The organism is Tistrella sp., from assembly GCF_002684955.1.
Taxonomy (GTDB): domain Bacteria; phylum Pseudomonadota; class Alphaproteobacteria; order Tistrellales; family Tistrellaceae; genus Tistrella; species Tistrella mobilis.
In genome coordinates, this window is record NZ_NYWI01000076.1 from 107,650 (window position 1) to 124,029 (window position 16,380).

Below are 16,380 nucleotides of genomic sequence, written 5' to 3' on the forward strand. Positions count from 1 at the left end.
GATCCGCGCCCGCACCCGCCCTGGCCCGCATCCATCACGGCGGGCCGTGGAGCCGCCCGGCTCAGCCGAGGGCGGCCGCCACCGCGCGCTTTGCGATCACGCCGATCAGATGGGCGCGATATTCGGCACCGGCATGCATGTCCGAATTCAGCCCGTCGGCCGGCACTGTGATGCCGTCCAGCGCTTCGGGGCGGAAATCGGCGGCAAGGGCGGCTTCCATCGCCTCCACCCGGAAGACCGAGGGACCGGCGCCGGTGACCGCGACGCGGACCGAGCCGTCCTTCGCCCGGGCCACGAACACGCCGACCAGGGCGTAGCGCGAGGCCGGATTCGGGAACTTCACATAGCCGGCCTTCTCGGGGATCGGGAAGCGGACCTCGCGGATGATCTCGGCCGGTTCCAGCGCGGTTTCGAACATGCCGACGAAATAGTCGTCCGCCGGGATGCTGCGCTGGTCGGTGACGATGTCGGCGCCGAGCGCCAGCGCTGCCGCCGGATAATCGGCCGCCGGGTCGTTGTTGGCCAGCGAGCCGCCGATGGTGCCGCGGTTGCGGACCTGGGCATCGCCGATATGCGAGGCCAGATGCGCCAGCGCCGGGATCGCCGCCTTCACCTCGTCGGAGCGGCCGACGGCGGCATGGCGGGTCATGGCGCCGATGACCAGGGTGTCGCCGTCGCGGCTGATGCCGGCCAGCTCGGCGATGCCGTTCAGGTCGATGATGTCCGACGGTGCCGCCAGACGCTGTTTCATGGTCGGCAGCAGGGTCATGCCCCCCGCCACCAGCTTGGCGTCCTCGTTGGCACCCAGCGCCTGGGCGGCGTCGGCGACCGACGAGGGACGGTGATATTCGAATGCGTACATATCGGTGTCTTCCCCGATGACGTCCCGGCGACCCGGCGGCAGGCGCCGGGTCAGGAGGTGTTCACTCGGCAGCGGCGGGCATGCGCGCCGCCTGGATGGTCGACCACACCCGATGCGGCGTCGCCGGCATGTCCATGTCGGTCACGCCCAGCGGCCGGAGCGCGTCGATCACGGCATTGATGATCGCGGGCGGCGAGCCGATGGCGCCGGCCTCGCCGCAGCCCTTCACCCCCAACGGGTTGGTGGTGCAGGGCACCTCGTTATGGGCGACGGTGAAGCTGGGCAGGTCGTCGGCGCGCGGCATGCAATAGTCCATGAACGAGCCCGACATCAGCTGGCCGCTGTCCTGATCGTAGATCGCCGCTTCCAGCAGCGCCTGGCCGATGCCCTGGGCGATGCCGCCATGGACCTGGCCTTCCACGATCATCGGGTTCACCACCCGGCCGAAATCGTCCACCGCCACGAAGCGCTTGATTTCGACCACGCCGGTATCGGGATCGACCTCCACCTCGCAGAGATGGCAGCCATTGGGATAGGTGAAGTTCACGGGATCGTAATAGGCGCTTTCGTCCAGGCCCGGCTCCAGCTTCTCGTGCGGGTAGTTGTGCGGCACATAGGCCGCCAGCGCCACCTCGCCGATGCCGACCCCCTTGTCGGTGCCCTTGACCGAGAACCGGCCGTTCTGGAACTCGATATCGCCTTCTGCGGCTTCCAGCAGATGGGCGGCGATCTTGCGGCTCTTGTCGATCACCTTGTCGATGGCCTTGACCAGCGCCGAGCCGCCGACCGGCAGCGAGCGCGAGCCATAGGTGCCCATGCCGAAGGGGATGCGGTCGGTGTCGCCATGGACGATCTCGACCTGCGAAAGCGGCACGCCCAGACGGTCGGCCACCACCTGCGCGAAAGTGGTCTCGTGGCCCTGGCCGTGGCTGTGGGCGCCGGTGAACACGGTGACCGATCCGGTCGGGTGCAGCCGGACTTCCGCCGCCTCGTAGAGGCCGGCACGGGCGCCGAGCTGGCCGGCCAGCGCCGAGGGCGCCAGACCGCAGGCCTCGATATAGGTCGAGACACCCAGCCCCAGATACCTGCCGCGCGACCGCGCCTCGGCCTTGCGGGCGTCGAGGGCGGCATAGTCGATCAGCCGCATGGCGTCGTCGAGATTCCTGTGGAACTCGCCGCTGTCGTACTGCACCGCCACCGGGGTCTGATAGGGCATCATGTCGGCGGTGATGAAGTTCTTCTTGCGCAGCTCGATCCGGTCGATGCCGCTTTCGGCCGCGGCCTTGTCGACCAGGCGTTCCAGCAGATAGCAGGCCTCGGGCCGGCCCGCGCCGCGATAGGCGTCGACCGGCGTGGTGTGGGTGAAGGCCGATTTCACCTCGCAATAGATCGCCGGCGTCTTGTAGAGCCCGGCGAGCAGCGTGCCGTAGAGATAGGTCGGGATCGAGGGCGCGAAGGTCGAAAGATAGGCGCCCAGATTGGCGACCGTCTCGACATGCAGGCCCAGGAAATTGCCGTCGGCATCCATCGCCAGCCGGGCGCGGCTCCAGTGATCGCGGCCATGGGCGTCGGTCATGAAGCTTTCGGTGCGCTCGGCCGTCCAGCGGACCGGGCGTTCCAGCTTTTTCGCCGCCCAGGTGACGATGGCCTCTTCGGCATAGTGATAGATCTTGGAGCCGAAGCCGCCGCCGACATCCGGTGCCACCACGCGCAGCTTGTGCTCGGGGATCTGCAGCACATAGGCGCCCATCAGCAGGCGGATGACATGGGGGTTCTGGCTGGTGGTGTAGAGCGTGTACTGGCCGCTCGCCGGATCGTAATCGCCGATCGCCGCGCGCGGCTCCATGGCGTTGGGGATCAGGCGGTTGTTGATCAGCTCCAGCTCCACCACCCGGTGGGCATTGGTGAAGGCGGCCTCGGTCGCGGCCCGGTCGCCCAGTTCCCAGTCGTAGCAGAGATTGCCCGGGGCCTGATCGTCCCAGACCGAGGCGGCGCCATCGGCCAGCGCCCGGCGGGCATCGGCAACTGCGGGCAGTTCCTCATAGTCGATGGCGACGTCTTCGGCGGCGTCCTTGGCCAGTTCCTTCGAGGTGGCGATCACCACGGCCACATTGTCGCCGACATGGCGCACCCGGTCGGGCACCAGCGGCGCATGCGGCGGCTCCTTCATCGGCGAGCCGTCCTTGGAATGGACCAGCCAGCCGCAGGGCAGACCGCCGATGCCGTCGGCCGCCATGTCCTTGCCGGTGAACACCGCCACCACGCCCGGCCGCGCCAGTGCGGCCGAAGGGTCGATGTTCAGGATCTTCGCATGGGCGTGCGGGCTGCGGATGATATAGGCATAGGTCTGCCGCGCCAGCTGGATGTCGTCGGTATAACGGCCGCGGCCGGTCAGGAAGCGCCGGTCCTCGGTCCGCTTCACCGGCTTGCCGATCACCTGTTCGGTCATCTCGTCCTCACTCCTCCCGTCGCCCGGCAGGATCTTCGCCCGCCGGGTCTGTCCTGGCGGATGGCGGCGGTCAGCCGCGCATCGTCTCCGCGGCGGACTGCACGGCCTTGACGATGTTGTGATAGCCGGTGCAGCGGCAGATATTGCCTTCCAGGTGCTTGCGGATCTCGGCTTCGGTCGGGTTCGGGTTGTTCTTCAGCAGGTCGACCGAACTCATCACCATGCCCGGGGTGCAGAAGCCGCACTGCAGCCCGTGTTCCTGATGGAAGGCTTCCTGCACCGGGTGCAGCGTGCCGTTGGTGGCCAGCCCCTCGATGGTGGTGACCTCGGCGCCCTCGGCCTGGACCGCCAGCATGGTGCAGGACTTCACGGCATTGCCGTCGACATGGACGACACAGGCACCACACTGGCTGGTATCGCAGCCGACATGGGTCCCGGTGAGGCCGAGATGGTCGCGGATGAATTGAACCAGCAGGGTCCGCGGCTCGACCGAGCGTTCGACACGCTCGCCGTTCACCGTCAGGCTGATCTGGACCGGCATGTATAACCTCCCCATCGGTCGGTAGACGGACAGCCGCACACGCAAGGCTGCCGCAGGTCACGCGGTGCCGGCCCGGGCAGGCAGGCCCCAGGGTGGACGGGGAGAGGGGCGGCGACATTCCGGCGGCGAACGTACAGCCGCGCGATCGACCACCGCGATGGCGGGAACGCGCAGGGGCACGGCTGGGGCCGCATGGGCGGCGGGACGACCGTCATCCCGCCGGGTGTTCCTGACTCAATCCTCCCCCGGTCCGGGGCCGGGGGTCTTCCCCCTTGTTCGCTCCGATCCGGCATCAAGAGTGTGGCGCCGCCAAGGCCGGCCGGTCAAGGGTGATGGCGGGGGAAACCGGCGGGAAAAAACGGCGGATTTATGCCGCACTGCACCAATTGCGGCCGGGTTTGAGACCGGCTCGCAGCGGTTCAACTGAACGTCGGTCAGTATCCGCGGGTCCGCTCCACCGGGTCGAGCGGCGGCCGGCCGGCGGCATGTCGGCGCAGGCTTTCGGCCAGGATGGGCGCCATGGTCTCAGGGGTGCTGGCCGCCGCGACATGGGGGGTGAGCACGATTTTCGGATGCGACCAGAAGGGGTGGCTCTGGGGCAGGGGCTCGACCGCGGTGACGTCGAGCGTCGCCGAGGCCAGCCGGCCGTCGTCGAGTGCGGCAAGCAGATCGGCTTCGACCACATGGCCGCCGCGGGCGACGTTCACCAGATGCGCCCCCCGGGGCAGGCGGGCCAGCAGGCGGGCATCGATCAGCCCGCGGGTCTCGTCGGTCAGCGGCAGCAGGTTGACCAGGCAGTCGGTGCCGGCGATCAGCTGGTTCAGCCCGTCGGCGCCCGACAGGCAGGTGACGCCCGCCACCTGCCTGGCGCTGCGCGACCAGCCGGTGACGGTGAAGCCGAGGCCTGCCAGCGCCTGCGCCGCCGCGGCCCCCAGCTCCCCCAGCCCCAGCATGCCGACCCTGAGCGCGCCGCCCGGCACGCTCCGCTCTTCCCACAGGCCGGCGGCCTGCTGGGCGCGATAGCCGGCCGCATCGACCGAGATTGCCAGCACGGCATGGACCACGAAGCGCACCATCTCGCCGGTCATCGCCGGATCGACCGCCCGGCCGAGGGCGACATGGTCGCCGATCGCCGGATCGTTCAGCAGATGCTCCACCCCGGCCCCCAGCGACTGGGCGAGACCAAGCCGGCTCATGCCCGCAAGCGCACCCGCCGGCTGCTTCCAGAGCAGCACCGCCTCGATCTCGGACACATCCCCCAGATCGGGCCAGAGCCTGACCTCCAGCCCCGGCGCCGCGGCCACGAGCGCCCGCTGCCAGCGCGGCTGATCCCAGCCGGGCGCGATGATGGCGGTGACGGGCAGGCGGGGGGTGGCGGCGGTCGTCATCGCATGCAGGCTCCGGTATGGGGAGAGGCAGGACAGGGGATGGGCGCGCAGCATAGCGCGCCGCCGCCGCTGCCGTCATCCTCGGCAACCCCTGCCGTTCAAAGCCTGACCGCAGCCGCGACGAGGAAGGTGATCACCGACCAGCCCGCAAATACCCGCGTCTGCACCCAGGGCTTGCGCCGCATCCCGGGCCTGCCCGCAACTGCCTCGTCCCAGGGCCCGGTGAGCAGACGCGCCACGACCATATAGATCAGCATCCCGGCGAAATACGGCGTCAGCGCCTCGCCCGTTATCAGACGCCCCCACCAGGCCGACCAGACCATCAGCAGCACGGCCAAAGCAAGGACGAGGTATTCAGGCCAGGAGAGACGGGCAGGCGTAAACAAGGTCTTAAGGGCGCGCCACATCAGGGTCGCCCCTTTGTCTGAGCATCTGGCCGAGGAACGCAGTCCGGGCAGGTGAGCTTTCAGCATCCATCAAAATGCGATCCGCACCACGGCGGCCGCCACCAGCGTAACCCCCACCCACCCGGCGAGCACCCGCGTCTTCACCCAGGGCCGCCGCTCCGAAACGCCCCGCCGCAGAAGCATCGCCTTCACGACCAGAAGATAAAGGCAGAACCCCGCGATATACGCCGCCCCGATCTCGCCGCCATAAAGCGGCGTCCACCACACGGTGAAGACGCCGACGATGCAGAGGAGCAGGGAGGTGAGGCGTGCGGTCGGGGCATGACCTGATCGTCGATTTCAGAACTGGTGAGGACCGGATCGACATCACCGGCTGGCAGGTGGACAGCCTGTCGTCGATCTTCATGGAGCAGACGGCAGGCGATACCGTGCTCTCTTTCGACGGGGCTATGCTCAGGGTTCACGGGCGCGTGATGGCCGACGATCTGATCTGGTGACATGTGGCGATGGGGGAGGATCGCGGCTCTCCCCCATTCCCCCAACCCCCGCCCCGCGCTATCCTCGACACGACACCCAATCCCGAGGATGCCGCCCGACCCATGTCCGAGCCCGTCTCCGCCTATCGTGTGTTGATCGTCGACGACCATTCGGTGGTGCGGGCGGGGTTGCGGCATCTGCTGGCGGAGGTGTTCGATCCGGTCGAGATCGTGGAGGCGAACGGGCTGGCGGCGCTGGAGGCGCTGCTCGACGAGGGCATGCGGTTCAGCTTCGCGGTGGTCGATCTCTATCTGCCGGATTTCCTGGGCCAGGACCGGCTGGACCGGATCCGGCGGCGGCTGGAGCCGGCGCCGGTGGTGGCCTTCACCATGTCGGAGAGCAAGTCCGATCTGCGGGCGGCGCTGGCGGCGGGCCTGCGCGGCTACATTCCGAAATCGACCCATGACGAGGTGATCATCGGCATCCTGCGGATGATCCAGGTCGGCGGCACCTATTTCCCCTATGAACTGCTGGCGCGTGATGCCGAGGCAGAACGCGGGCCCGCGCCGATCCCGGCGGCTGCCTTGCCGATTGCCGGGGATGCCGGCCTGGCGGAGGCGGGCGAGGGCGAGAGCGGCGCCGCGCTGACCGAGCGGCAGATGGAGATCATGGACCTGCTGGCCCGCGGCCATTCCAACCAGCAGATCGGCGATCTGCTGGGGCTGAACCTCAATACCGTGAAGGGCCATCTGTCGCGGATCTTCCGCCAGCTGGGCGTGGAGAGCCGGACCCAGGCGATCCTGAAATATCAGCGCATGCGCGGCGGCTGACGGCTCAGCTGCCGGTGGTGGGGTCCAGACGGTCACGGAGATGGTCGCCGATCAGGCAGACGGACATGGTGGTGGCCAGGATCAGCAGACCGGGGATCACCGCGATCCACCAGGCATTGAGCAGCAGCCCGCGCCCGTCGCCGAGCATCTGGCCGAGCGAGGTGGCCGGCGGCTGGACGCCCAGACCGAGGAAGGAGAGCGCGGTCTCCAGCAGGATCGTGCCCGGAAAGTTGAGGGTGGCCTGCACCACCAGCGGGCCGGCGACATTGGGCAGAACATGGCCAAGATGCAGCCGCGCGCCGGTGATGCCGGTCATCCGCGCCGCCCGTACCCAGCCGGCCGAACCGGTGGCGAGCACCAGATTGCGCGACAGCCGGGCATAGCGCTCCCAGCCGTCGAGCCCGACCAGGATCACGAACAGCACCAGATCGTTGCCGAGAAAGGCGATCACCGCCAGCGCCAGGATCAGAGAGGGCAGCGCCGCCTGCACGTCGACCAGCATCATCAGCAGCTGGTCGGCCAGGCCGCGGAAACGGGCGGCGAGGAAGCCGGCGCAGGTGCCGAGCACCGCCCCGATCGCCGTGCCGGCGACCGCGATCAGGATCGACACCCGGGCACCGTAGAGCACGCGCGAGAGCAGGTCGCGGCCGAGCGCATCGGTGCCGAGCGGATGGGAGAGGGTGCCGCCGAAACCTGCCGGCGGGCGCAGCCGCGCACCCAGATCCATGGCGAGCGGATCGGCCGGCGCCACCCAGGGGGCGCAGATCGCGAGCAGGACGAGTGCCGCCAGAAAGCCCAGGGCGCAGCGGATCGACCAGGGCAGGCCGCGGCCGCGTGCAGCGCCGGATGCGAGCGGACGGAACAGCCGGTGCAGCCGGCCGGCGGCGGGCAGGGCAGGGATGGGGCTCATCGGCGGGCCTCTCCGGCAAGGGCGGCGCGGACCCGCGGGTCCAGCCGGGCATGGAGCAGGTCGGCGGCGAGATTGGCCAGGATCATGGCGAGCGCGATCATCAGGATGATGGTCTGCACCACGGCAAGATCGCGGGCGGCCACCGACTGGACCAGCAGCCGGCCGACCCCCGGCCAGCCGAAGACGCTTTCGACCACCACCCCGCCGCCGACCAGCAGCCCGGCTTCGAACCCCAGGAAGGTGATCACCGGCACGGCGGCATTGGGGGCAAGATGGGCCGCGACCAGGCGGATGCGGCCGAGGCGCTTGCCGCGCGCGACCCTGAGATGCAACTGGCCCAGGACATCGAGCACGGCGCCGCGCACGAAACGGGCGAGCTTGCCGGCCATGGCGGTGCCCAGGGTCAGCGCCGGCAGCACCAGATGCGCCGCGGCGCCGAAGCCCGATGACGGCAACACCCTGAGCCAGAGCGCGAAGACCAGGATCAGCACCAGCCCCAGGAAAAAATTCGGCATCGCATAGCCGAAGACCGCCACCCCCATCACGCCCCGATCGACCGGCCCGCCACGGCGAAGGGCGGCGATGGTGCCGGCGGGGATGCCGATCAGCAAGGCGAGGGCGAAGGCGGTGCCGCCCAGCAGCAGGGTCGCCGGCAGCCGTTCGGCCACCACGCCCGCGGCACTGCGCCCGTCGAGCAGCGAGCGGCCGAAATCCCCCGTCGCGAGCCCGCCCAGATAGCCCAGATACTGCTCATAAAGCGGCCGGTCGAGGCCGAGGCGGGCGGCATAGGCGTCGCGGATGCTTTGGGGCGCATCCTCGGGCAGCAGCGCGTCGAGCGGATCGCCCGACAGCCGGAGCACGACGAAAGTGAGGGTGATGCAGATCAGCGCGGTGACCAGGGTGCGGGCCAGGCGGATCAGAAGGGCGCGGGACATCGCGGATCAGGCCTCGGCCGGAGGGGGAAAGTGACAGGCGGCGAGATGGCGCGCGGTCGTGCGGGCTGAGGGTTCCGGGCGTTGCCGGTGGCAGATGTCTTCGGCCAGCGGGCAGCGCGGATGGAAGGCGCAGCCCGCGGGCGGGTTCAGAATGCTGGGCGGTTCGCCTTGAAGGCGCAGGCGCGGCCGGCGCAGCCCCGGATGGGCGACCGGTACGGCATCGAGCAGGGCGCGGGTATAGGGATGGGCGGGGGCGCCGAACACCGCGTCGACCGGCCCGGTTTCCACCACCCGGCCCAGATAGAGCACCGCCACCCGATGGGCGAGGTGGCCGACCACGCCCAGATCATGGCTGATGAACACCATGGCGAGGCCGCGATCCCGGGCCAGCGCCGCCAGATGGTTGACCACCTGCGCCTGGACCGAGACGTCGAGCGCCGAGACCGGTTCGTCCAGCACCAGCACCGAGGGATCCAGGCTGAGCGCGCGGGCAAGCACCGCACGCTGGCGCTGCCCGCCCGAGACCTGATGCGGCCAGCGGTCGAGCAGGGCGGGATCGAGCCCCATGGCGTCGAGCGCCGCAGAGATGCGCCGGCGCCGGTCGGCCGGGGGCAGCCCCGCCACGACCAGCGGCTCGTCGAGCTGCCGGCCAAGGGTCATGCGCGGGTCGAAGGCGCCGAGCGTGTCCTGAAACACCAGCTGCACCGCACGCCGCCGGGCCGGCGGCAGGGGCAGGGTGAGGGCTGCGCCATCCAGCAGCACCCGGCCCCTGTCGGGCGCAATCTCGCCGGCCAGCATGCGGCCGATCGTGGTCTTGCCCGAGCCGCTTTCGCCGACCAGGCCCAGAATCTCGCCCGGCGCGACCTCAAGATCGATGTTCGAGACGATCGCGGCCCGGCGCGGCCGGGTGAAGAGGCCGGGGTCGCGGTGCCGCACATCCAGACCGAGCCCGCGGGCCATCAGCCGCGGTGCGGCGGAGGTGAGGGCCGGCATAGCGGCGGGCCTGGTCGCCGATGTCGTATCGGCCCGGGTGGTGGCCGGGGCGGTCATGCCGGCACCCCACAGGCAACCAGCCCGCCGCCGGCAGCCGGAAGAAGTTTTGGCGGTATGATGGAGCAGCTTTCAGTTGCGCGACGGCAGCGTGGAGCGAAGTCGCAGCCGGGGCCGCGCCGCCCGGGCCGGGGCACCATGCCGGGAATGGCGGCAAGAGGGCTGCCGCGCGCCTGGCGGCCGGGGCGGCAGGCCAGAAGTTCGGCGGCATAGGGATGGGCGGGGGCATCGAAGATCCGGCCGACCGGGCCCTGTTCGACGATCCGCCCGGCATACATCACCGCCATCTCGTCGGCGATTTCGGCGACCACGCCCAGGTCATGGGTGATGAAGACCAGCCCCATCCCGGTTTCGGCGGCAAGCCCAGCCAGCAGGTCCAGGATCTGGGCCTGGACGGTGACGTCGAGCGCGGTGGTGGGCTCGTCGGCGATCAGCAGGCGGGGGCGACAGGCGAGCGCCATGGCGATCGCGACCCGCTGGTTCATGCCGCCGGAGAATTCATGCGGCCAGGCCCGGGCCCGTTCCGCCGCCCCGGCGATGCCGACCCGTTCCATCAGCCGCACGGCTTCGGCCATGGCCGCACGGCGGCTGAACCCCGCCTGTGCCACCAGCGGCTCGGCGATCTGCCGGCCGACCGTCATCAGCGGGTCGAGCGAGGCCATGGCGTCCTGGTGGACCATGGCGAGCCCGGCAGGGGTGGGGCCGCCCGGGCGGAAGGGCCGGCCGTCGATACGAGCGGTGCCGGATACCACCCGGGCGCCCGCCGGCAGCAGCCCCATCAGCGCCAGTGCCGTCAGGCTTTTGCCGCAGCCGCTTTCGCCCACCAGGCAGAACACCCGGCCGCGGCCGATGGCGAGGTCGAGCCCCGCCACAGCCGGGCCGCCCGGCACGTCGATCCTGAGGTTTTCGACGGTGAGTGCGGTCATGCGAAGGACAGGTTGTCGGGGCGGAGATCGAGATAATAGAGCGGGTAATGGGTCCAGTTGACCGGCCGGCGCTTGCCGTAGACCTCGTTGACGCCATAAAGCACCACACCCGGCGCCTCTTCGTCGAAGAGGTCGAGCAGGTGCTGGAAGATCCGCCGGCGATCGGCGGTGTCCTGCGCGGCCTGAAGCTCGGCGATCCCGGCATTGAACCGGTCGGACGACCAGAAACCGCGCTTCTGCACCGCCGAATCCGGCCCCCAGGCCGGCACCACCCCGCCGCCCAGCGGATCGGGGAAACGGAAGGCGGCTGAGATCATCCGCACATCGGCTCCGGGTTCCAGCGCCTGCTTCATACTCTCGACGAATTCCAGCTCAAGCGGCACGCCGATCTGTGCCCACATCGCCTGGATGATCTGCCCGGCCGCCTCGGCCCCGACGTAGTAGCCTGAGATCAGGCGCATACGCACGGGGGTGCCGTCATAGCCGGCCTCCGCCAGCAGCGCCTTGGCCCGGGCCGGATCGAAGGGGAAATGCCGGCGGCCGGCATCATAGAGCGGGCCGAAGGCGGGGGTCTGCAGACCGTTCGGCCGGCTGAACCGTGCGCCCCAGACCGCACGGCCGAGCGCATCATAGTCGATGGCGTGGTTCAGCGCCTGGCGGATGCGGGCATCGGCCACCGCCGGGCGGCGGGTATCGTAGAACAGCATGTGGACCAGATCGAGCGGCACGGCCACCGCCTCGACATCGTCATAGCCGTCGAGCTGCGGCATCTGGTCGGGCAGCAGGTTGGTGACGATGTCGTATTCGCCCGAGATCAGCCCGGCGATCCGGGTTGCGGCCTCGGGCACCACCTCGATGCGCACCTCGCGCGCCGCCGGCCGGCCCATCCAGTAGTCGTCGTGAGAGCTGAGGACCAGCCGGGTGTCGCGGACGAATTCGGCCAGCTTGTATGGGCCGGCCCCGACCGGGGCGGTGCGCATGGTCTCGGGCCCGCCGGCCGCCATCGCCTTCGCCCCCACGATCCAGGCGCCATAGGCGGCCAGGCGCTGGGGCATCACCGGGTCGGGGTTCCGGGTGACGAGATCCACGGTCAGCGCGTCCACCGTTCGGACCTCGGCCAGATGGCCGAACAGGATCCGGCCCTCGGGCCAGGGCGTGTCGGGGCCGATCCGGCCGGGCGCGAAGGTCGCCGCCACGTCGGCGGCCGAGAGGGTGGAACCGTCATGCAGCATCACCCCCGGGCGCAGCGTCATCCGCCAGGTGAGATCGTCGATCCGGGTGACGGCGGTGGCGAGCTGCGGGTCGATCTTCGCCGTGCCAGGCGTGGCGGCCTCCGCCTTGAAGTCGCGCCGGAGCGGGCTGTCGAACAGGCAGGTGGTCTGGCGCAGGCCGATATTGGAGATCACCTCCAGCGGCTCCAGACTGGCGGGCAGGGCCTGAACGGCGATACGCAGAACCGGGCGCGGATCGGCGCCTGCCGCCTGCACCACCGACGAGAAGGTGCCGGGCAGGGCAGCAGTGGCGGTGCCGGCGCCGATCAGGCGCAGCAGGTCGCGACGGGTGATGGTCATGGCGGGAAGGCCTCTCGTCGGATGCAGATCGGATCGATACGGATCTGGGAGGTACGGATAGGGGAGGTGCTGATCAGGCAGGGCCGGTGCGTCGCAGCGCCCGCACCGCCGGATAGGCGTCGTCATGGTCGAGCAGATCGTTCTCGGGCAGGCTGGCCGGGTGGCGGAAATCCAGGCGATGGCGGCCGTCTTCCAGCGTCAGCACCGCCCAGCCGACCCGCTTCTCACCGATCCGCTCCTGGATGTGATCGGGAATGATGAAGGCGGTGGAGGGCATCCACAGATGCTCGACTTCGCCGACCACCAGCCGCCGGGCCTGATGGGCATGGCCGGAGATCACGAAGCGCAGATCGACGCCCGCCAGCACTTCGAGCAGCCGGGCGCGCGGGCCCGCCGGGACATAGCGGACATGGGCCTCGTCGTCGCAGGGGCGGTCGCGGAACAGCGGCTTGTGCAGGAACAGGCCGACGGGCCCACGGGCGGCGGAGAGCGTTGCCGCCAGCCAGTCGAACTGTGCCGCCTCGGCATCCAGCCCGGTGCCGAAGAGCTGGGCGTTGAGCCCGATCAGCCGGAAACCCGCCAGTTCGGTCACCCAGTGATCGGGGCCGAAAGCGGCCGCCCAGGTGGCAAGGCGGGCCGGAGTCACGGGGCTTGCGACATGGGCGCCCGGATGGGGCGGGTTGTCGCCCAGATCGTGATTGCCGGGCACGGCCAGGCGCGGGGCAGACAGCGCCTGCATGGCCTCCAGCGCCTGGCCGTGCTCGGCCGGATCGCCGGCGCCATCGACCGTGACGTCACCCAGATGGATGATCAGATCCGGGCGCTCGGCCTCGATCAGCCGGGCGGCGATGTGCCAGTTGGCGGTGAAGCCGCGGGCGCGGGTGGCGATATGGGTATCGGAAACCAGGGCGATGCGCATGGGCGCGAACCTTTCGGCCGGTCAGATCCTTCCGCCTCCGTCGCAGCCCGGTGTATGCGGCCGCAGCGAGGTGACGCACCGACCATAAGCCGTCATGATGTCACCCTGGTGACCGGCTTCGAACGCTGCCCGAAAGCCGTCATCGAACCGTCGCGAAGGGCAGCCGGCCCCATGTCCATCGGAGCTGCATGTCCACCGAATTGACCACGGCCCGCATTCTGGAGGTCACCGAACGCCTGATGGCGACCACGGACGATCCCGACCGGATCACCGTGCGCCGGATCGCGGCCGCGGCCGGGGTGGCGGTGTCGGCGATCAGCTATCATTTCGGATCGCGTGATGCGCTGATGGTGGCAGCGATGGCGCGCTGCTACACCCGCTTCAATGCCGAACGCCTGAACCGGCTGACCGCGGCGGTCGATGCCGCCCGGCCCTCACCGCCGCCGCTGGATGCGGTGCTGACGGCGCTGCTGGAGCCGTCGGTGCGCTGGCGTTACGATCCGACCTCGGATTATCGCGTGTTCCTGAACTTCCGCGCCATCCCCCGCCGCAGCGCCGATCCCAGGCTCGGCCAGGCATTGGCCGAAGAGGTCGACCATCTGGGGCTGTTCCTGGACGTGCTGGCCCGGATCGCCCCGCATCTGACCCGGGCGGAACTGGGCTGGCGGCTGCATGCCACTTTGGGTATCCGCGACAACGTGCTGCGCAACCGCACCCGGCTGGTGGCCCTGGCCGGCACCGCCATCGACCCGGACGACCCGGCACGGGTGCTGGCCGAACTGGTGGCGATGACCCGTTGCCTGTTTCTGGCGCCGGCGGGCCGGAGGGTGCGTTGATGAGCATGGGTCGGCATGGCAGGACGCCGTGATGTTGTGACCTGACGGACTCTCCGATTGAATCGGCGGAGCCACAAGCGGATCGCCCACGGGAGGCCTCATGTCGAATGTCTTCATCTCGCATGCATCAGTGGACAAGCCCTTCGTGCTGCGGCTGGCCGTGGGGCTGCTGGCGAAGGGGATCCCGGTCTGGCTCGACAGCTGGAGCATGACGCTGGGGGATTCTCTGCGCGATGCCATCTATGAGGGTCTGGAGCAGAGCAGTCTGGTCGTGGTCGTGGTGTCCGATGCCTCCATCCGGTCCGGCTGGGTGAAAAGGGAACTGGTCGTGGCACTGAAGAGGGAGCGGCAGACCGGCCGCCGCTTCGTGATCCCGCTGCGGATCGATGATACGGCTATGCCCTGCGACCGGCTCCACGCAGATTTCGCGGGGCGCGGCTTCTCTGAAGCCCTGGAGGATCTGACCCGTGTGCTTGTCGCGAAAGGCGCCACCGACATGGCGGTCCTGCCGGCGCGGGAGGTGCTGCCGCTGCGCTTCACCCGGCCGGTCGATCTGGACGCCGCGGTGTTGGAGGCCAGCTGGAAGCATATGCGTCGGCGCCATCCGGATCTGGTGCTGTTGCCCGAGCAGGTCGTCCTGGTCGAGGAGCCGGAATACGGGGCCTTGCGCCGGTCGCTGCATCACCGCATCGACGCGATTGCACAGGATCCGGATTACACGCCCGAGGCCGAAAGACATCTGAAAGATGTGAATGACCTGGTCGGCCGGCTGGAGGTCGTGCTACGCACCGGGGTTGCGGAGCTGTTGAACCGGGGCAAGGAGATCGACGCGGTCCTTTGGTTTGCGAAGATCATCCGGGCGCGCGCGCTCTACAGGCTGTGGACCACCAGAATGGTGGCAGGCGGTCTGGGGCAGGGCTGGAAAATTGCCGGTCTTGACGATTACAAGGATGCCCGCGAGCTTTTCGGAACGGACGAGCTGGACCTCGTCGATCTGTGGCGGGACGGGCATCGGACCGGAAATTTCACCCTCTGGATGCCGCGCCGCGACGTCGCGGATCTGCTCCGCTTTGGTACCCCGCAGCGCTATTACGACGGCCTCCCGATGATGATGACGGAGCACATTTATGTGTACCCGCAGATGCTGGCGGAGCACCTCTGTTATCCGCGGAAGACCCGTGAGCCGGTCTGGGATCTCGCCGAGGCGATCATCGGCCTCCACTGACAGGGCCCGGCGCGGTGGGTCAGGTGCCTTCGTAAAGCCGCGGCGCGCGTTCCCAGATCAGCAGGGCGGTGCAGCCGGTGTCGCTGCGCACCTTGTGTTCCGTGCCGGGCTCGTTGACCACCAGCGTGCCGGTCTCGTAGATGCCGGCATCGTCGCTCTGGCGGCCCTCCAGGATGAGGATGGTCTCGCGGCCGATATGGGCGTGGCGCGGCACCTCGGATCCGGGGGCATAGCGCAGCAGCGCCGCCGCCGGGCCGCCATCGGGGCTGCGGTGCAGCCAGTGGGCCTCGACACCCGGGCGGAAGGGCTGCCAGTCCAGCGCCGCGCGGGCGGCGGGGTCGAGCAGGCCGGCGCGGAGCACGGCGGGAAGATCAGTGCTCATGTGTCGGCCCTCAATCCGGCAAGGACGGCATCCACCGGTGCCGCCCAGCCGACGATGCCGGCCTGGGCGGTGATCATGGCGATGGTCGCGGCCTTGAAGTCGGGGAAATAGCTGTCGGTGGCGTCGGTGGCGAGCAGGCAGTCGAAGCCCCGGTCGTTCGCCTCGCGCATCGTGGTCTGCACGCAGACCTCGGTGGTGACGCCGGCGAAGACCAGATGGCCGATGCCGCGGCGGGCAAGCTCGTCGCCGAGCGGGGTGGCGTGGAAGGCGCCCTTGCCGGGCTTGTCGATCACCACTTCGCCCGGCAATGGCGCCAGTTCGGGAATGATATCCGCCCCCGGCTCGCCGCGGATCAGGATCCGACCCATCGGTCCCGGATCGCCGATGCGGAGCGGCCCGGGCCCGCGGCCATGCTTGGCCGGCGGGCAGTCCGAGAGGTCGGGCAGATGGCATTCGCGGGTGTGGAAGACCGGCAGCCCCGCCGCACGGAAGCCGTCCAGCAGGCGCCGGGTCGGCGCGATCGACGGCTGCAGCCGGGCGACGTCGTTGCCGAGCGCGGCGCCGAAGCCGCCCGGCTCCAGGAAGTCGCGCTGCATGTCGATCACGATCAGCGCCAGCCGGTCGCGCGGCGCGGTGAAGGCATAAGGGGCGGCGTCGATGGTGATGGGCATG

At 69.6% G+C, this 16,380-nt stretch carries 18 protein-coding genes; 4 read left to right on the forward strand and 14 right to left on the reverse strand.

What is annotated here, in order from left to right; genetic code table 11:
- Nucleotides 1–61: 61 nt before the first annotated feature.
- The 6 genes from CMO28_RS25870 to CMO28_RS25895 all read right to left on the reverse strand — a co-directional run bounded on the left by CMO28_RS25870 (nt 62) and on the right by CMO28_RS25895 (nt 5,914).
- The gene (locus tag CMO28_RS25870; protein WP_062770689.1) at nt 62–862 is read right to left on the reverse strand and encodes an FAD binding domain-containing protein; all 801 of its coding nucleotides are present in this window, start codon (nt 860–862) and stop codon (nt 62–64) included.
- A 61-nt stretch (nt 863–923) separates the two neighbouring features.
- A complete protein-coding gene (locus CMO28_RS25875) occupies nt 924–3,311 on the reverse strand; it encodes a xanthine dehydrogenase family protein molybdopterin-binding subunit (RefSeq protein ID WP_296719182.1) in 2,388 nt (795 codons plus the stop codon).
- A 70-nt stretch (nt 3,312–3,381) separates the two neighbouring features.
- Nucleotides 3,382–3,852 (reverse strand): (2Fe-2S)-binding protein, encoded by a 471-nt coding sequence (locus CMO28_RS25880; RefSeq protein ID WP_014744694.1) that lies wholly within the window; start codon nt 3,850–3,852, stop codon nt 3,382–3,384.
- Nucleotides 3,853–4,286: 434 nt separating this feature from the next.
- Nucleotides 4,287–5,240, reverse strand: a complete 954-nt coding sequence (locus CMO28_RS25885; RefSeq protein WP_296719186.1) for a 2-hydroxyacid dehydrogenase — start codon at nt 5,238–5,240, stop codon at nt 4,287–4,289.
- 98 nt (nt 5,241–5,338) lie between these two features.
- Nucleotides 5,339–5,647 carry a hypothetical protein gene (locus CMO28_RS25890; protein WP_296719189.1) on the reverse strand — a complete coding sequence of 103 codons (309 nt, stop codon included), beginning with the start codon at nt 5,645–5,647 and terminating at the stop codon, nt 5,339–5,341.
- Between the two features lie 69 nt (nt 5,648–5,716).
- Entirely contained in the window at nt 5,717–5,914 is a 198-nt protein-coding gene (locus CMO28_RS25895; RefSeq protein ID WP_296719192.1) for a hypothetical protein, read from the reverse strand.
- Nucleotides 5,915–5,955: 41 nt separating this feature from the next.
- Between CMO28_RS25895 and CMO28_RS25900 the strand changes: the two genes are divergently transcribed.
- Both CMO28_RS25900 and CMO28_RS25905 read left to right on the forward strand, forming a co-directional pair.
- Nucleotides 5,956–6,144 (forward strand): hypothetical protein, encoded by a 189-nt coding sequence (locus CMO28_RS25900; protein ID WP_062763787.1) that lies wholly within the window; start codon nt 5,956–5,958, stop codon nt 6,142–6,144.
- A gap of 102 nt (nt 6,145–6,246) precedes the next feature.
- The gene (locus CMO28_RS25905; RefSeq protein WP_296719196.1) at nt 6,247–6,954 is read left to right on the forward strand and encodes a response regulator transcription factor; all 708 of its coding nucleotides are present in this window, start codon (nt 6,247–6,249) and stop codon (nt 6,952–6,954) included.
- A 4-nt stretch (nt 6,955–6,958) separates the two neighbouring features.
- On the opposite strand, the gene CMO28_RS25910 is transcribed toward CMO28_RS25905, so the two are convergent.
- The 6 genes from CMO28_RS25910 to CMO28_RS25935 all read right to left on the reverse strand — a co-directional run bounded on the left by CMO28_RS25910 (nt 6,959) and on the right by CMO28_RS25935 (nt 13,265).
- On the reverse strand, nt 6,959–7,864 hold the full coding sequence (locus CMO28_RS25910) for an ABC transporter permease (protein WP_296719199.1): 906 nt from the start codon (nt 7,862–7,864) through the stop codon (nt 6,959–6,961).
- A complete protein-coding gene (locus CMO28_RS25915; protein ID WP_296719201.1) occupies nt 7,861–8,799 on the reverse strand; it encodes an ABC transporter permease in 939 nt (312 codons plus the stop codon). The genes CMO28_RS25910 and CMO28_RS25915 overlap by 4 nt, the downstream gene beginning before the upstream one ends.
- A 6-nt stretch (nt 8,800–8,805) precedes the next feature.
- Nucleotides 8,806–9,849: an oligopeptide/dipeptide ABC transporter ATP-binding protein gene (locus CMO28_RS25920; protein WP_296719203.1), complete on the reverse strand. Its 1,044-nt coding sequence runs from the start codon at nt 9,847–9,849 to the stop codon at nt 8,806–8,808.
- Nucleotides 9,846–10,775, reverse strand: coding sequence for an ABC transporter ATP-binding protein (locus tag CMO28_RS25925; RefSeq protein ID WP_296719206.1), 930 nt, complete (start codon nt 10,773–10,775; stop codon nt 9,846–9,848). The genes CMO28_RS25920 and CMO28_RS25925 overlap by 4 nt, the downstream gene beginning before the upstream one ends.
- A complete protein-coding gene (locus CMO28_RS25930) occupies nt 10,772–12,346 on the reverse strand; it encodes an ABC transporter substrate-binding protein (RefSeq protein ID WP_296719209.1) in 1,575 nt (524 codons plus the stop codon). Before CMO28_RS25930 ends, CMO28_RS25925 begins: the two co-directional genes overlap by 4 nt.
- Nucleotides 12,347–12,419: 73 nt before the next feature.
- Complete coding sequence (locus CMO28_RS25935; protein ID WP_296719211.1) at nt 12,420–13,265, reverse strand: metallophosphoesterase family protein; 846 nt, start codon at nt 13,263–13,265, stop codon at nt 12,420–12,422.
- Between the two features lie 188 nt (nt 13,266–13,453).
- Here CMO28_RS25935 and CMO28_RS25940 point away from each other — a divergent pair, with 188 nt between their 5' ends.
- Both CMO28_RS25940 and CMO28_RS25945 read left to right on the forward strand, forming a co-directional pair.
- A complete protein-coding gene (locus CMO28_RS25940; RefSeq protein ID WP_296719216.1) occupies nt 13,454–14,101 on the forward strand; it encodes a TetR family transcriptional regulator in 648 nt (215 codons plus the stop codon).
- Nucleotides 14,102–14,201: 100 nt separating this feature from the next.
- On the forward strand, nt 14,202–15,326 hold the full coding sequence (locus CMO28_RS25945; RefSeq protein ID WP_296719219.1) for a toll/interleukin-1 receptor domain-containing protein: 1,125 nt from the start codon (nt 14,202–14,204) through the stop codon (nt 15,324–15,326).
- Nucleotides 15,327–15,345: 19 nt separating this feature from the next.
- On the opposite strand, the gene CMO28_RS25950 is transcribed toward CMO28_RS25945, so the two are convergent.
- Entirely contained in the window at nt 15,346–15,708 is a 363-nt protein-coding gene (locus CMO28_RS25950) for a cupin domain-containing protein (protein ID WP_296719222.1), read from the reverse strand.
- Entirely contained in the window at nt 15,705–16,379 is a 675-nt protein-coding gene (locus tag CMO28_RS25955) for a cysteine hydrolase family protein (RefSeq protein WP_296719225.1), read from the reverse strand. The genes CMO28_RS25950 and CMO28_RS25955 overlap by 4 nt, the downstream gene beginning before the upstream one ends.
- Between the last annotated feature and the right edge of the window lies 1 nt (nt 16,380).

Excerpts from the sequence above, each read along its gene's own strand:
- CMO28_RS25885 (WP_296719186.1), bottom strand. The coding sequence starts at position 5,240 with ATGACGACCGCCGCCACCCCCCGCCTGCCCGTCACCGCCATCATCGCG.
- CMO28_RS25955 (WP_296719225.1), bottom strand. The coding sequence starts at position 16,379 with ATGCCCATCACCATCGACGCCGCCCCTTATGCCTTCACCGCGCCGCGC.
- CMO28_RS25880 (WP_014744694.1), bottom strand. The coding sequence starts at position 3,852 with ATGCCGGTCCAGATCAGCCTGACGGTGAACGGCGAGCGTGTCGAACGC.
- CMO28_RS25890 (WP_296719189.1), bottom strand. The coding sequence starts at position 5,647 with ATGTGGCGCGCCCTTAAGACCTTGTTTACGCCTGCCCGTCTCTCCTGG.
- CMO28_RS25935 (WP_296719211.1), bottom strand. The coding sequence starts at position 13,265 with ATGCGCATCGCCCTGGTTTCCGATACCCATATCGCCACCCGCGCCCGC.
- CMO28_RS25920 (WP_296719203.1), bottom strand. The coding sequence starts at position 9,849 with ATGACCGCCCCGGCCACCACCCGGGCCGATACGACATCGGCGACCAGG.
- CMO28_RS25945 (WP_296719219.1), top strand. The coding sequence starts at position 14,202 with ATGTCGAATGTCTTCATCTCGCATGCATCAGTGGACAAGCCCTTCGTG.
- CMO28_RS25905 (WP_296719196.1), top strand. The coding sequence starts at position 6,247 with ATGTCCGAGCCCGTCTCCGCCTATCGTGTGTTGATCGTCGACGACCAT.
- CMO28_RS25950 (WP_296719222.1), bottom strand. The coding sequence starts at position 15,708 with ATGAGCACTGATCTTCCCGCCGTGCTCCGCGCCGGCCTGCTCGACCCC.
- CMO28_RS25870 (WP_062770689.1), bottom strand. The coding sequence starts at position 862 with ATGTACGCATTCGAATATCACCGTCCCTCGTCGGTCGCCGACGCCGCC.
- CMO28_RS25930 (WP_296719209.1), bottom strand. The coding sequence starts at position 12,346 with ATGACCATCACCCGTCGCGACCTGCTGCGCCTGATCGGCGCCGGCACC.
- CMO28_RS25915 (WP_296719201.1), bottom strand. The coding sequence starts at position 8,799 with ATGTCCCGCGCCCTTCTGATCCGCCTGGCCCGCACCCTGGTCACCGCG.
- CMO28_RS25875 (WP_296719182.1), bottom strand. The coding sequence starts at position 3,311 with ATGACCGAACAGGTGATCGGCAAGCCGGTGAAGCGGACCGAGGACCGG.
- CMO28_RS25910 (WP_296719199.1), bottom strand. The coding sequence starts at position 7,864 with ATGAGCCCCATCCCTGCCCTGCCCGCCGCCGGCCGGCTGCACCGGCTG.
- CMO28_RS25925 (WP_296719206.1), bottom strand. The coding sequence starts at position 10,775 with ATGACCGCACTCACCGTCGAAAACCTCAGGATCGACGTGCCGGGCGGC.
- CMO28_RS25940 (WP_296719216.1), top strand. The coding sequence starts at position 13,454 with ATGTCCACCGAATTGACCACGGCCCGCATTCTGGAGGTCACCGAACGC.